Below are 13,926 nucleotides of genomic sequence, written 5' to 3' on the forward strand. Positions count from 1 at the left end.
TGACAGCATAGGAACGACAACACAGCGCCGACAGTCGCCGGGAGACCGGCGCTGTCGAACTGATTGTAAAGAGCGGACTGACAAGACAGTGAAGAAGGCGAAGCAGACGTGACGAAGACGATGGTCAGTGATAGGCCCGGCGGCGCCGGCAATACCCCCACCACGACGCCGGTTCAGGGGGTCCTGCTGGGCGACCCGGAGATCATGACGGCCTATATCGAGGCCTTCGCACGCTATGCGCCGCAGGTTCGGCTGGCGCTGCCCGAGGCGATCAAGGAACCCGAGGCGGTGACGTTCGCGCTGGCGTGGTACCCCGACGATACGGCGTTCGAGGCCTACCCGAACCTGCGTCTGGTGTCGTCGATCGCCGCCGGGGTCAACGGCATTCTCGACAATCCCAGCCTGCCGGCCTCGGTACCGCTGATGCGTATCGCCGGGGAGGCGCAAGGGCAGATGATGGCGGGGTTCGTGGCCTGGCACGTGCTGTGGCACCACCGGCGCTTCGGCGAGTATCTCGCCAATCAGCGGCGCCGACAATGGGAGCGGTTGCCCAAGCGCGACGCCGCCGAGGTTCGTGTCGGGCTGCTGGGCGCCGGCAAGATGGGCGGTGCCGTGGCGCAGGCGCTGCTGGCGCTGGGTTACGACGTCGCGATCTATTCACGTAGCGGACGCAATCTGCCGGCGGGCGTCGAAGGCTTCAGCGGCGAAGCGGGGCTGGGCGATCTGGCGGCCCGCAGCGAGATTCTGGTCACGCTACTGCCGCTGACCCCACAGACGCGAGGCATCCTGAATGCCGCGCTCTTTGCGCGTCTGCCGGAGGGGGCGGCGCTGATCCACGTCGGCCGCGGCGAGCATCTCATCGAGGCGGATCTGCTCGCTGCACTCGACAGCGGCCAGCTCGCCGGTGCCTCGCTCGATGTCTTTGCCACCGAGCCGTTGCCGCCAACGCATCCATTCTGGACGCATGAAAAGATCACGGTCACGCCGCACGACGCCTGCGACTCGACGCCGCCGCAGGTGGCGCAGGAAGTCGCCGCAGCGCTGGCCGGGCTGGAGGCGGGGCAACTGCCCGTCAGCCTCGTCGATCGCGACGCCGGTTACTGAGCGCCCGGCGAGCGCGAGCCCCGCGAGTCCGGTTTTGTCTCGAGCCTTCCCTCAGGCCGTCGTCTCAGACCCTAAGGACAACAACATGAAGACCTTTTTTCACGACGATCAGCTGCTGCACCAGCCGCAGACCTACTTTTCACGCGGCAAGATGCGCCAGCCGCAGGAAGTTCGCGATCGCGCTGAGCATCTGCTAAGCGCTGCCAAGCGCCTCGGCTTCGAGGTTCAGTCGCCGGTGGATCACGGTGTCGCGCCGCTACGCGCGGTGCACTCGCTGCCCTATCTGCGCTTCCTCGAAAGCGCGCACCGCCGCTGGCACGAACTCGGCGAGGATTGGGGCGAAGAGGTGATCTCCAATGTTTTCGTGCGTTCCCCCAACGCCCTGCGCGGGATTCTCGCCGAAGCAGCGCGCTATCTGGCTGATGGCAGTGCACCGGTCGGCCAGCACACCTGGCAGGCCGCCTACTGGGCGGCGCAGAGCGCGGTGGCCGGCGCCGAAGCGCTGCTGGCGGGCGAGCGCACGGCCTATACGCTGTCGCGCCCGCCGGGACACCACTCGGGGATCGACTCCGCCGGCGGCTTCTGTTTTCTGAACAACGCCGCCATCGCCGCCCAGCACCTGACCTCACGCTATCCGCGCGTCGTCGTGCTGGATACCGACATGCACCATGGCCAGGGCGTGCAGGAGATTTTCTACGAGCGCGCGGACGTGATGTATATCTCGATCCACGGCGATACCACTAACTTCTATCCGGCCGTCAGCGGCTTCGAGGACGAGCGCGGTCGGGGCGAGGGGCTGGGCTACAATCTCAATCTGCCGATGCCGCACGGCTCGCCCGAATCGGTATTCTTCGCACGGCTGGCCGAGGCGCGCCAGGCGATCGAACTGTTCGAGCCCGATGCACTGGTGCTGGCGCTCGGCTTCGATATCCACGAGCAGGACCCGCAGGCCAAGGTGGCGGTCTCTACGGAAGGTTTCGGCCGTCTGGGCCGCGAGGTGGCCGCGCTCGATCTGCCGACGCTGGTGGTGCAGGAGGGCGGCTACTACCTCGAAGGGCTCGAGGAGAACGCGGTCAGTTTCTTCGAGGGATTGCTGGCACGTTGAGCGTCCGGCGATTCGGCGTCATAGCATCTCGTCGCGAAAATCCGCGGCGCGGTCGATCTCCTCGCCGGCGATCATGAAGCGGCCGTTGCCGCGATAGTGGAGCGTCTTCGGGCGCTCGACCGTGGGGTCGACATGCGCCTTGACGATCTCCCAGATAAACAGCTCGTGGCGATCGATCTGGCTGTCGTCGGCCAGCCGGCATTCGAAGCTGGCGTAGCACTCCGCGACCGTGGGTGCCGACACGCACTCGCCGTGTTCGGGGGTCAGGCCAAAGGCCGCGAACTTGTCGACCTCATACCCTTTGCTGTTACCGACGCCGACCACCGCATCGGCGAGTTCGCGTGTCGGCACGTTGATCGTGCATTCGCGGCTCTCGCGGATCAGGCGATAGCTGTAATTGCCCGGGCTGATCAGACAGCCGAAGTGCGCTGGTGTGAAGCCGAGCATCATGTGCCAGCCCATCACCATCAGATTGCGCGTCTCCTGCCACTGCGATCCCACCAGGACCACCGGCCCGGTCTCCAGATGACAGCGGCACTGGTCGAGCGGGAAATCACGCTTGCGGTCACTCAAGTCGCTTGCCTCCTGGCCGATAGCACTCACCTCAGCATAGGTCATCTCGGACGTCGGATAGTCGTATCGACGTTTGGCATGGGCGTTATCAACGCCTTCAATTTTTCGTCACAGTTGTGTGGTCTTATGCTGACTGCCACCTCTCCCCACCTTCCTTCTCCAGGAGCCGCAGCGTGAAGATTTCCGGGCGCATCAAGGCGTTGATCATTATGGCCGTCGTCATCTACGTGTTGGCGCATTTGGTACGCGCCATGATGATAACGCTGACGCGACCGCCGCTGCGCCTGGCCGCCCCGAGACGTACGCTGCGTCTCCGTCAGGAAAAGTCCCTGAAACACTGCTCGCGCTGCTGAACATGCCGTGAAACGAAAACGACGCCCGCGCTCATTCGAGCGCGGGCGTCGTTGTATGAAGCCGCACGGCGGAGTCGTTCGCTTACTTGTTCGGCTGCTTGGTGACGCGCAGGTAGGGCTTCTTCTCCTCCCAGCCGTTGGGGAACAGGGCCTTCGCCTGCTCGTTGTCGATCGAGGGCACGATGATCACGTCGTCGCCGTCGGTCCAGTTGACCGGCGTGGCGACCTTGTAGCCGTCGGTCAGCTGCAGGCTGTCCAGCACGCGCAGGATCTCGGCGAAGTTGCGGCCGGTGCTCGGCGGGTAGGTGATGGTCAGCCGTACGGTCTTGTTCGGATCGATGATGAAGACCGAACGCACGGTATTGGTACCGCTGGCATTGGGGTGAATCATCCCGTAGAGCTCGCTCACCTTGCGGTCGGCGTCGGCGAGCAGCGGGAAGTTGAGTCCGCAGCCCTGGGTCTCTTCGATATCGCCGATCCAGCGCGTGTGATCGTCGAGCGGGTCGACGGAGAGGCCGATGGCCTTGGCGTTGCGACGTTCGAACTCCGGCTTCAGGCGTGACACCTCGCCGAGCTCTGTCGTGCAGACCGGGGTGAAGTCGGCAGGGTGGGAGAACAGGATGACCCAGTCATCGCCGGCCCACTCGTGAAAATTGATCGGTCCCGCGGTGCTTTCCTGCGTGAAATCCGGGGCGGTATCGCCGAGTTGCAGAGCCATGACTTACTCCTTTTACCGGTGGTGGCCTCTTCGCGAAGCCTCGAATCGGGCGCTCATCATGCCGAGCGGCGGCGGCGCTGTGAAACAATCGATGGTGATAACGACATGCCACCGCTCGGCTGATGCGCCGCTGCGTCTGTAAAGGTGGTAGCCACGCAGGCATTTCTCAAGGGCAGAGGCGCGCGCGCGAGGTGGGGGTGCCCACCTGATCAGCCGCTCAGCAGCAGCGTCAGCTGGGTCAGGGCGTGGATCGCCACGCCGATCAGCCCCCCGACCAGTGTCCCGTTGATGCGGATGTACTGCAGGTCGTTGCCGACGTTCTTTTCGATCTGCGCGACGATCTCGCGGCTGTCGAGACTGTTCAGATAGCGCTCGATCCAGGCATCGACATGAGGGCCGCTGCGCTGCACCAGCGGCGGGATGACCGCCAGCGCCTGGTCGTTCAGCCACTGACGGGCGGCCGGATCGTGCTGAAGCGAGTCGGCGTACCAGCCGATGAAGCGCTCCAGATAGCCTCGCACCTCGGAATCGGGGCTTGCCAGATCCCGAGCCAGCCAGGCCATGATGTCCTCCCATACTGCGCCGAGCCAGTCGGCCAGGCGCTCGTTGGCGAGCAGATCGTCACGCAGGCGGTCGAGCCGTTCCCGAAGCGCTGGATCCGTGCGGACTTCGTCGATCAACGAGGCGAACTGGCGGTCGAGATGGTGACGTAGCGGATGATCGGGATCGTCGCTCACGGCCTGGATCAGGCGCGCGCTCTGTTCGACGATTCGTTCGCGTATCAGCCAGCCGGCCAGGCGGTTCAGGCTCACCTCGCGCCCCATGACCTTGGGGTTGAACAGCCGGAAGACCGTGTCGGTAATGAAGTGCTTGACCCGCTCCTGGTTCTCTTCTTCCGCCAGCCAGTCCGAAAGCCGTTTCAGGCTGTCGTCGAGCAGTGCCTGATGACGCCGCTCGGCTACCAGCACCTGTAGCGACGCCGCCAGCGTGCGCGAACTGTCGAGACGGCCGAGCTGATAGCGCAACGCCTGAGTCAGAAACGTCCGCGCCGCCTCCTGGCGCACGGCGGAGAGCGCACTCGCCAGCGCCGTGGCGAGACGACCGGCGAGCGCACGCTGGCGCGTCGGTCGCGATAGCCAGTCGACCAGGGCCGTCGCGACATCGAAACGTGCCACGCTATCGCGGACGTACTGCTCGTCGAGGAAATTCTCGCGAATGAACGCGGAGAGGCTGCGCCCCAGGCGTGCCCGGTTGCGCGGCACGATCGCCGTATGCGGGATCTTGAGGCCCAGCGGGTGCCGGAACAGGGCAGTGACGGCAAACCAGTCGGCGATGCCACCGATCAGCGCGGCCTCGGCGAAGGCAGTCAGCCAGGCTAACCCCGGATAAGGGCGTTCGAGCCAGACGCCGGCCACATAGAGTATGGCGGCGGCGGCCAGGCAATAACCGGCGATGCGCCGGCGATCAGGTATGGGAGCGGTCAAGCAGCGGTATCCCGACATGAGTGGGCGTAGGTAAAAGTACGAGCGTGCCCACCGAAAGAGCAATCAGGCGTCTCAACAGTGGCGCGCGTGCGGCCACGGGCAAGCCAGGTATCATCGGGCTGGCGCGGCGGCGCCGAGGTAGTGCTGACGCCAATAGCGGATATCCAGCGAGGAGACCGTCACGGTGCGCCCGCTACCCGGGGCATGGATCATCTGGCGGTCCCCCATGTAGATGCCGACGTGGGTGGCTCGGCTGCCACTGCCAAAGAACAGCAGGTCGCCGGGGCGTGCGACGTCGATCTCCTCGAAGGCGTGATACTGGTCGTTCGACGTGCGTGGCAGCGAGATACCGGCCTTGGCGTAGGCCATCTGCACCAGCCCCGAGCAATCATAGCCGGCGGGCGTCGTCCCGCCCCACCGATATGGCGTACCCAGCGCGTCCTTGGCCGCCGACATCACCAGGATACGATCGATGGAGAGGTTGTCGCCGTCGATGGCAGGGCCATCGTCACGGGTGGCGATCGTCTTCTGCGAACTGCAACCGGCGACCATCAGCATGAGTAGGCACAGCAGCAGGCAGCCGAACGAGGCGCGCGGGGCGTCTCCGATGAGCCGCGCGCCGCGAAGGGCGGGACGACGGTCTGGCCGCTGGGGAAGCGGAAGTCGTGAAAACGGAGTTGTGCCTGTCGCCATGCCGCGGGCTCTATCTGCCAGTTTGTCTCGAGTGTAGAGCAGGGTCGTAAGGCTGCAAATAGCCGGTGTTGGCGGGGCCCGACGCCACGCGCCGCCGACGCCACTTGTGGCCTGGTGGTGTCGCCCTCATCTTGGTGACATACGGGCCGTTATCCACGCCTTAAATGATCAATCAGAGGGAGAGTTTCATGGCGATCAGCGAAGATCAGGTGCCGGGCGTCGAGCCGGCCCCGCGCGAGACCGAAGGGTTCGTATTCAACCACACCATGCTGCGCGCGAAAGACCCGCAGGCCTCGCTCTCGTTCTACACCCGTGTGTTCGGCATGCGCCTGTTGCGCAAGCTCGATTTCCCCGAGATGCAGTTCACGCTCTACTTTCTGGCGCGCGTCGACGACGAGAGCACGATTCCGTCCGAAGAGGGCGAGCGTACGGCCTATACCTTCTCGCAGAGGGGGGTCCTGGAGCTGACTCATAATTGGGGCAGCGAGAACGACCCCGAGCTTCAATATCACGACGGCAATGCCGAACCGCAGGGCTTTGGCCATATCTGCTTCTCCGTGCCCGATATCGCCGCGGCGGAAAGCTGGTTCGACGCCAACAATGTCGAATTCAAGAAGCGGGCCGATCAGGGCAAGATGAAGAACGTGATCTTCGTCAAGGACCCGGACGGTTACTGGATCGAGGTAGTGCAGCCGTCGTTGTCGAAAGGCCTCGGTCAGTAAGAGAACGGCTCGCCGACCCTGTCGTGAGGGCGGTTTCGCTTCGGGTATGGCATCTGGAGATCGAACGGCAGATACCGAACAGGGAGTCAGTATGAGCCAGCAGCAGGGCGGCGGCGTCGACAAACAGGCATTCATCGAGCGACTCAACGGGATCGTCGGCCGGCGCCACGTGATTACCAGCGAGGTTGGCACGCGACGCTACCGCAGGGGCTTTCGCTTCGGCGACGGCCCGGTGGTGGCGGTGGTACGCCCCGGTTCGCTGGTCGAGCAATGGCGGGTACTCAAGGCGTGCGTCGAGAGCGATCGTATCGTCATTACCCAGGCCGCCAATACCGGCCTGACCGGTGGCTCGACGCCGGACGGTGACGACTACGACCGCGAGATCGTCATCGTCAGTACCCTGCGTCTCGACCAGCTGCAGGTGATCGACGAGGGAAGGCAGGTGATCTGCCTGCCCGGCGCCACGCTGGACCAGCTCGAGAAGCGGCTGGCGCCGCTCGGTCGCGAGCCCCATTCGGTGATCGGTTCGTCGTGTCTCGGCGCCTCGGTGTTCGGGGGCGTCTGCAACAACTCCGGCGGGTCGCTGGTGAAGCGCGGGCCGGCGTACACCGAGCTTTCGATCCACGCCAGACTCGATGCCGATGGTCGGCTCGAACTTGTCAATCATCTGGGCGTGCAGCTGGGCCGGGGGCAGGAGGTCGATCCCGAAGCGATCCTCTCGCGGCTGGAACGCGGGCAGTATACCGCCGCCGATATCGCCCACACCGGTGCGGCGGCCTCGGATCCGGACTACCGCGATCACGTGCGCGAGATCGATGCCGAGACGCCGGCGCGCTTCAACGCCGACCCGCGCCGGTTGCACGAGGCCTCCGGCTCCGCCGGCAAGTTGATGGTGTTCGCGCTGCGTCTCGATACCTTTCCGCAGGAGCAGGGCGCCCAGGTGTTCTACCTCGGTACCAACGATACCCAGGCGCTGACGGCGCTGCGCCGGCGTATTCTGGCCGAGTTCGAGACCTTGCCGGTGGCCGGCGAGTACATGCATCGCGAGGCGTTCGACGTTGCCGAGAAATATGGCAAGGACACCTTCCTCACTATCCGTGCGCTCGGTACCGGACGGCTGCCGCGCTTCTTCGCGCTCAAGAATCGGATCGACGGCTTCTGTGACCGTCTAGGCTTTCCGGCCAACATGTCCGACCGTGCGCTGCAGCGATTGAGCCAGCTGTTTCCGTCGCACCTGCCCGCTCGGTTGACCGAGTATCGTGATTGCTTCGAGCACCATCTGATGCTCAAGGTCTCCGGCGAGAGCGTCGAGCCGACCCGCGCGCTGCTGCGCGAGCATTTTGGGGGTGCCGAAGGCACCGGGTACGAAGGAGAATACTTCGAGTGCACGGTGGACGAGGGCGCCAAGGCGTTCCTGCATCGCTTCGCGGCGGCGGGCGCGGCGGTGCGCTATCGCATCATGCACGATGACACGGTCGAGGATATCGTCGCGCTGGATATCGCCCTCAAGCGCAACGAACGCGACTGGTTCGAGACCTTGCCGGACGAGATCGAGCGACCGCTAGTGAAGAAGCTCTACTACGGTCACTTTCTCTGCCACGTGCTGCACCAGGACTATATCGTCGCCAAGGGCACGGATTGCCTGGCGCTCGAGCACCGCATGTGGGCACTGCTCGACGCTCGTGGCGCGGAATACCCCGCGGAACACAATGTCGGTCATCTCTATAAGGCCAAGCCCGCGCTGGCCGATTTCTATCGTGAGCTCGACCCCTGCAACGCCTTCAACCCCGGCATTGGCCAGACCAGCAAGTGCCGTCACTGGGCTGGGGCTGCAGCGAGCGAGGCGGCGTCGACGGCCGCCTCGTCGAAGAGGGCTTGATCGCGTCGCCCGTCAAGGTACGTCGCCGAGGTGCTCGCCGTTCGGTGCCAAGGCAGAGGGGCGCCGCGGGGTGTCGTCGGCGCCCGGCGCATAGGGCGAGCGGCGCAGGCATTCGGGCGTCAACTGATCGAGCGTCGGCCGACCGAGCTGCGCAAGCAGGTTGTGGAGCTGGTCGCGCAGCAGGTCGAGCGCCTGCGTCGCGCCGGCTTCGCCGCCAAGCGCCAGACCGTAGAGCGTGGCGCGGCCGCACAGTACGCCTTCGGCGCCCAGCGCGACCGCCTTGGCGATATCGCCGCCACGGCGGATGCCGCTGTCGAGCAGAACATGCATCGCGTCGCCCACGGCGTCGACGACCTCCGGCAGGGCATCGAGCGTCGCCGGGGCACCGTCGAGCTGTCGCCCACCGTGATTGGTGACGACCACGCCATCGGCGCCGATGCGCTTCGCCTCGCGAGCATCGGCGGCATTCATGATGCCCTTGATCAGTAGCTTGCCCGGCCAGCGCGCGCGAATGTCCTCGAGCGCCTCCCACGTCAGCCGGCGCGTCATGCGCTGATTGATGTAGCCCGCGGCGCTGGCGGCGCTCTGCTGCTCCTTCGGCAGATACTTCATCAGGTTGCCGAGCGTCGGCAGCCCTGCCGGCCACAGAGCCCGGTAGGCCCACTGCGGATGGAGCGCGGCATCGAAAAGCTGTGGCAGCGCCAGCCGGCGCGGATTGAGATAGCTGCGGGCGTCCCATTCGCGGCGACCCAGCACGACGGTGTCGGTCGTGACCAGCAGTGCCTCGGCGCCTGCAGCGTGGGCGCGTGCCAGCATGTCGTTGCGCACCGCTTCATCGTCGAGCACATAGAGCTGGAACCACAGGCGTGCCTCGGGAACCGCCTCGGCGATCGCCTCGAGGCTGTTGCAGGAGACCGTGCTCAGCGTGAAGGGCACCCCGCGGGACGCCGCCGCCCGTGCCAGGGCGATATCGCCATCCTTCCACAGCATGCCGTTGTAGCCGGTCGGGGCGATCGCCAGTGGCATCTCGGCGGTTGCGCCGAGCAGCGTCGTTCGGCTGTGTCGTGTCTCGACATCGACCAGCGTTCGCGGTTGAAAGCCCCAGGCGGCGAAGGCCCGGCGGTTGTCCTGCAGCGTGATCTCGTCCTCGGCACCACCGTGGACGTACTCCCAGGCGAAAGCGGGCAGGCGACGGCGTGCCATCCACGCCAGTTCGTCGATGCTCTGCGCACGACGCCAGTGATAGTGGGATAGATAGCGACGTTTCACGGGGCCTCTCTCACAGCCGAAACAGGGAGGCCTTTGACGTTAGCACGCTTCCTTTCCGGCGGCGATGCCGTACTCTTCTTGCCACGCCCAGGCGACTGAACCCCGCGCCCTCCATGACGTCTGAAGAGGGAATCTTTTCCGATGCAGCCTGCCCCGACGGGATCGGGTATGCTGCAGAATCGACGGCAATTCACAAAGGATGCGTGTTCATGGATCGTAGAACCCTGCTGAAGAGTTCCATTGCGCTGGCGGCATGGTACGGGCTGCCTTCGGCGCCGCTGTTCGCGGTGGCCCAGGAGTCCAGCCGAATCGCCGATGGCGACTCCGAGGCGTTCAGCTTCGAATGGCTGCAAGGCTTTGCCAAGGATCTCGCCGCCAAGGCCTATCAGAGCAACGTCGAGCAGCTGCCGCCGACGCTGGCCAACCTGACGCCGCAGCAGTACAACGCCATCGGCTACGATCCCGAGCACTCGCTGTGGAACGAGATGAACGGGACGCTCGATATCCAGTTCTTTCATGTCGGCATGGCATTCAACCAGCCGGTGCGCATGTACTCGGTCGATCCAGAGACCCAGCGCGCCCGCGAGATCCATTTCCGCCCGGACCTGTTCGACTATTCGCGGGCCGATGTCGATGTCTCGCAGCTCGAGGGGCAGGGCGATCTCGGGTTTGCCGGCTTCCGCGTGTTCAAGTCGCCGCTGCTGACCGAGAAGGATATCGTCTCCTTCCTGGGGGCGAGCTACTTCCGCGCCGTCGACGATACGTACCAGTACGGGCTCTCCGCGCGTGGCGTGGCGGTGAACACCTACACCGACGGCCAGCAGGAAGAGTTCCCGGCGTTCACCCGCTTCTGGTTCGAGACGCCGGAGCCGGGCAGCACGACCTTTACCGCCTATGCGCTGCTCGATTCGCCGAGCCTGGCCGGTGCCTACCGCTTCGTCATCCGCTGCGAGGAGACGCGCGTGGTGATGGATATCGACAAGCACCTGTACCCGCGCGAGACGATCACCCAGCTCGGGGTCACGCCGATGACCAGCATGTTCAGCTGCGGAACCCAGCAGCGCGACATGTGCCTGACCTACCATCCGCAGATTCACGATTCCGACCGTCTCTCGATGTGGCTCGGCAATGGCGAGTGGGTCTGCCGCCCGCTCAACAATCCGCCGCGCCTACAGTTCAATACCTTCTCGAACGACAACCCGAAAGGTTTCGGGCTGCTGCAGACCGACCACGACTTCACCCACTACGAGGATATCGTCGGCAACTACCACGAGCGTCCGAGTCTGTGGGTCGAACCGAAGGGCGACTGGGGTCCCGGTGAGCTGCAGATGCTCGAGATCCCGACGACCGGCGAGACCATGGACAACGTGGTGGCCTTCTGGAAACCGGAAAAGGCGATCGAGCCGGGGCAGATGCTCTCCTACGGCTACCGCCTCTACTGGAGCGCGCAGCCGCCGGTGCAGAGCGAGCTGGCGCGGGTGCGCAAGACCTTCACCGGGATCGGCGGCTTCCCCGAGGGCTGGGCGCCCGGCGAGCATTACCCCGAAGAGTGGGCGCAGCGCATTGCAGTCGACTTCACCGGCGGCGAGCTCAAGCGTTTCTATGACGACGGGGTCGATATCAAGACGGCACTCGATATGCCCGAGGGCGAGGTTCGCCAGCTCGATATCCTGTGGGTCGACGAGTTCGAGGGCTTCCGCATTCAGTTCGACTGGTACCCGACCAGCGAGTCCAGTGACCCGATCAACATGCGTCTGCACCTGACCGCCAACGACGAGACGGTCAGCGAGACCTGGCTGTTCCAGTATTTCCCGCCGGCACCGGAAGAACGTCAGTACCCGGCGCATCCCAACAGCTAGCGGGCAAGTTGGCGCTAGATCTAGCGCGTCAGGCGGGACCCCTTGCGGGGCGGCTACCGGGCCGCCCCGTTTTGCGTGGAGATCGCAAAACGAGGCTGGCCGCCTTCAACGCGTTCCCGGGGGACCGCCGCTGTCGATGTGACGCCCATACCCGAAACGCTGTGCCGTCGGGCCGGTGATCTCGGCGATCATGGCGAGCTCCTCGTCGCTGAAGTCCGGGCGATAGTAGGTCGGGGCATGCAGATCGCCGGCGGCGGCCTCGAGGGTGGGCGCGTCGATCTCGAGGTCGGCGTGGGCGAAGATGCCGCCCAGGGTGTCGAGCGGTTGGCCGCAGAGTTCCTCGTAGCGCACGATCAGGGCGCTTTCCCGTAGCGCGGAGTCTGCATCCAGCGTGTCAGCGACGTGGGCGTAGATCGCCGCCCAGTAGCGCGCCCAGCCCTCGATTTCGCTGGCTCGATCCCCCTGTGCGCCGGCTTCCCACAGCTTGGTGATCCGCCGCGTTTCCTCGTCGTTGCCCACGTTAATGGCACGGCGGTCGAGCCCGAACTCGTAGTGGCCGACACGACGCATATGCTCGAGTGCGCGCGGCTCGCTGATTTCGCCGGCGACGAACAGCTTTTGCTGTTTCATCAGCGAGGCGATATGCCAGATCGGGTCACGGATCACCAGCAGAAAGCGGGCATCGGGATAGCGCGCATGGAGATAGCCCAGCCGCACCAGGTTGTAGTTGCCCTTGGCGACATAGCGGGACCGCTTGCGCACGGCGAGCAGCTTGCGCACGTGCTCGTCGTAAAAGCGCGCGAAGGCCGAATGCTCCGCTTGCCGGCCCATCACCGAGCTGGTCGCGGGATCATGGGTGGCGGGAAAAAACGCCATCCACAGCATCTCCTCGAAAGCCTCCGGGCTTTGCGAGGTCACTTCGATGCCGTCCTTGTGCGCGCGCTCCTGCGCCTTTTCCCCCGACTTGGGAACCCTGGCCAGCCAGCGATTCCACCAGTAAGGCGTCATGAGCGGCGGGAAATCGATGTAGCGATGCGTGGCGACGGCCGGGTTGGCGGCGAGGTGCTCGAGCAGAATGGTCGTGCCGGAGCGGGCGAGGCCGGAGACGTAGACCGGGCGGTCGACGCGGATATCGGCAATGGCATCGCTGACCGCGCGGGTCTCCAGGTTGCCGAGCCGGATCCACGTCTGTGGCTTGCGATGGATCCAGCCGCCGAGCCAGTGCATCCAGCCGGGGACCACGAAGCCTGGGTCATCGGCCGTGACGCTCTCGCGCTGGCGGTCGTCGGGGGCGGTCTCTTTCGAGCGGTTGACGGTTGGCTGATTCATTCGCTTGTGCCCCTCATTCGATTTTGGCCCAGCGGTAGGTCAACAGAGAAACGATCAACATCACGGGGAAGAAAATCGCCAGCCAGTGGCGCATCCAGCTGGGGCCGAAGGGCAGGTACTCTGGCTGTGGCAGCGCGATCGTGACGCGCTCGATGCCGCTTTCCGCCGGCAGATAGCCCAGCGGGTTGCCGGCCAGCCAATTCCACCACTGGTGCGGCTCGACGACCGGGATCGGCGCCGTCATGGCGATATTGGCCAGCTCGCCGTTGCTGTCGCTGACAATCAGGTGCGGTGCGTTGCCCTCGTCTCGCCACTGTGGTTGATACGTCTCCGGCGTGACTTGAATCTCGGGCGCCTGGCTCGGCGCCGGCAGGGTATGGGCGTAGTGGCTCTCCAGCCAGGTCAGCAGGGCCAGTAGCGGCAGAATCGAGACCAACGTGGGCAGCAGCACCAGGCCAAGATGGCGAAACGCACTGACGAACTGGTTGCGGATCAGTGGCCCGGCATCGCTGAATTCGCCATCGAACGCGTTGAGCTGTTGGCGCGCGGCGCGGGCATTGCGCTTGGCCTCGCCGATCCGGCCCTGCGGTGACAGCAGCCGATAGAGCAGCAGCGTGCCGACGCCGGCGATGATCGCCCATATCGCTAGACGCACGCCGCCCGGCAGAACCGTGGCCAGGCCGTCGTCGAGGGCACCGAAGAGCGGATCGGGTAAGTCCAGTAGTCCCATGTGTCCTCCTGACACGAGACACGCGATCACTCGCGGTAGCGGCGCTCGGCCACTGCCGTCGAGACGATTGCGCGGGGGAATCGGGTCGGCCGGCGTGCCGCTCAAGGA

The 13,926-nt window shown here is 65.1% G+C and carries 13 protein-coding genes; 6 read left to right on the top strand and 7 right to left on the bottom strand.

What is annotated here, in order from left to right:
* Window positions 1–108 precede the first annotated feature (108 nt).
* Both MC381_RS02870 and MC381_RS02875 read left to right on the top strand, forming a co-directional pair.
* On the top strand, window positions 109–1,104 hold the full coding sequence (locus MC381_RS02870) for a 2-hydroxyacid dehydrogenase (protein ID WP_251976209.1): 996 nt from the start codon (window positions 109–111) through the stop codon (window positions 1,102–1,104).
* Window positions 1,105–1,189: 85 nt separating this feature from the next.
* The gene (locus tag MC381_RS02875) at window positions 1,190–2,209 is read left to right on the top strand and encodes a histone deacetylase family protein (protein WP_251976210.1); all 1,020 of its coding nucleotides are present in this window, start codon (window positions 1,190–1,192) and stop codon (window positions 2,207–2,209) included.
* An 18-nt stretch (window positions 2,210–2,227) separates the two neighbouring features.
* On the opposite strand, the gene MC381_RS02880 is transcribed toward MC381_RS02875, so the two are convergent.
* Complete coding sequence (locus MC381_RS02880) at window positions 2,228–2,782, bottom strand: flavin reductase family protein (RefSeq protein ID WP_251976211.1); 555 nt, start codon at window positions 2,780–2,782, stop codon at window positions 2,228–2,230.
* 173 nt (window positions 2,783–2,955) lie between these two features.
* Between MC381_RS02880 and MC381_RS02885 the strand changes: the two genes are divergently transcribed.
* Window positions 2,956–3,135 carry a hypothetical protein gene (locus tag MC381_RS02885; RefSeq protein ID WP_251976212.1) on the top strand — a complete coding sequence of 60 codons (180 nt, stop codon included), beginning with the start codon at window positions 2,956–2,958 and terminating at the stop codon, window positions 3,133–3,135.
* Window positions 3,136–3,217: 82 nt separating this feature from the next.
* Here the strand turns inward: MC381_RS02885 and MC381_RS02890 are convergent, their stop codons facing one another.
* From MC381_RS02890 to MC381_RS02900, 3 genes are all read right to left on the bottom strand, one after another.
* Complete coding sequence (locus tag MC381_RS02890) at window positions 3,218–3,853, bottom strand: peroxiredoxin (RefSeq protein WP_251976213.1); 636 nt, start codon at window positions 3,851–3,853, stop codon at window positions 3,218–3,220.
* 209 nt (window positions 3,854–4,062) lie between these two features.
* Window positions 4,063–5,337, bottom strand: a complete 1,275-nt coding sequence (locus MC381_RS02895; protein WP_251976214.1) for a DUF445 domain-containing protein — start codon at window positions 5,335–5,337, stop codon at window positions 4,063–4,065.
* 111 nt (window positions 5,338–5,448) lie between these two features.
* Entirely contained in the window at window positions 5,449–5,895 is a 447-nt protein-coding gene (locus MC381_RS02900) for a C40 family peptidase (RefSeq protein WP_251976215.1), read from the bottom strand.
* 323 nt (window positions 5,896–6,218) lie between these two features.
* Here MC381_RS02900 and gloA point away from each other — a divergent pair, with 323 nt between their 5' ends.
* Window positions 6,219–6,752, top strand: coding sequence for a lactoylglutathione lyase (gene gloA / locus MC381_RS02905; RefSeq protein ID WP_251976216.1), 534 nt, complete (start codon window positions 6,219–6,221; stop codon window positions 6,750–6,752).
* Between the two features lie 91 nt (window positions 6,753–6,843).
* Window positions 6,844–8,631, top strand: coding sequence for a D-lactate dehydrogenase (gene dld / locus MC381_RS02910; RefSeq protein ID WP_251976217.1), 1,788 nt, complete (start codon window positions 6,844–6,846; stop codon window positions 8,629–8,631).
* A gap of 12 nt (window positions 8,632–8,643) precedes the next feature.
* On the opposite strand, the gene MC381_RS02915 is transcribed toward dld, so the two are convergent.
* Window positions 8,644–9,900, bottom strand: coding sequence for an alpha-hydroxy acid oxidase (locus MC381_RS02915; protein WP_251976218.1), 1,257 nt, complete (start codon window positions 9,898–9,900; stop codon window positions 8,644–8,646).
* A 209-nt stretch (window positions 9,901–10,109) separates the two neighbouring features.
* Between MC381_RS02915 and MC381_RS02920 the strand changes: the two genes are divergently transcribed.
* Window positions 10,110–11,759: an OpgD/OpgG family glucan biosynthesis protein gene (locus MC381_RS02920; RefSeq protein ID WP_251976219.1), complete on the top strand. Its 1,650-nt coding sequence runs from the start codon at window positions 10,110–10,112 to the stop codon at window positions 11,757–11,759.
* A 105-nt stretch (window positions 11,760–11,864) separates the two neighbouring features.
* On the opposite strand, the gene MC381_RS02925 is transcribed toward MC381_RS02920, so the two are convergent.
* Together MC381_RS02925 and MC381_RS02930 are read right to left on the bottom strand one after the other, a co-directional pair.
* Window positions 11,865–13,088: a sulfotransferase gene (locus MC381_RS02925; protein WP_251976220.1), complete on the bottom strand. Its 1,224-nt coding sequence runs from the start codon at window positions 13,086–13,088 to the stop codon at window positions 11,865–11,867.
* 13 nt (window positions 13,089–13,101) lie between these two features.
* Window positions 13,102–13,818 carry a hypothetical protein gene (locus MC381_RS02930; RefSeq protein WP_251976221.1) on the bottom strand — a complete coding sequence of 239 codons (717 nt, stop codon included), beginning with the start codon at window positions 13,816–13,818 and terminating at the stop codon, window positions 13,102–13,104.
* Between the last annotated feature and the right edge of the window lie 108 nt (window positions 13,819–13,926).

The organism is Salinicola avicenniae (genome assembly GCF_023736115.1).
GTDB classification, from domain to species: Bacteria; Pseudomonadota; Gammaproteobacteria; order Pseudomonadales; family Halomonadaceae; genus Salinicola; species Salinicola avicenniae.

Coding starts and splice junctions, on each gene's coding strand:
- MC381_RS02875 (WP_251976210.1), top strand. CDS start 1,190: ATGAAGACCTTTTTTCACGACGATCAGCTGCTGCACCAGCCGCAGACC.
- MC381_RS02890 (WP_251976213.1), bottom strand. CDS start 3,853: ATGGCTCTGCAACTCGGCGATACCGCCCCGGATTTCACGCAGGAAAGC.
- MC381_RS02900 (WP_251976215.1), bottom strand. CDS start 5,895: ATGCTGATGGTCGCCGGTTGCAGTTCGCAGAAGACGATCGCCACCCGT.
- gloA (WP_251976216.1), top strand. CDS start 6,219: ATGGCGATCAGCGAAGATCAGGTGCCGGGCGTCGAGCCGGCCCCGCGC.
- dld (WP_251976217.1), top strand. CDS start 6,844: ATGAGCCAGCAGCAGGGCGGCGGCGTCGACAAACAGGCATTCATCGAG.
- MC381_RS02920 (WP_251976219.1), top strand. CDS start 10,110: ATGGATCGTAGAACCCTGCTGAAGAGTTCCATTGCGCTGGCGGCATGG.
- MC381_RS02925 (WP_251976220.1), bottom strand. CDS start 13,088: ATGAATCAGCCAACCGTCAACCGCTCGAAAGAGACCGCCCCCGACGAC.
- MC381_RS02930 (WP_251976221.1), bottom strand. CDS start 13,818: ATGGGACTACTGGACTTACCCGATCCGCTCTTCGGTGCCCTCGACGAC.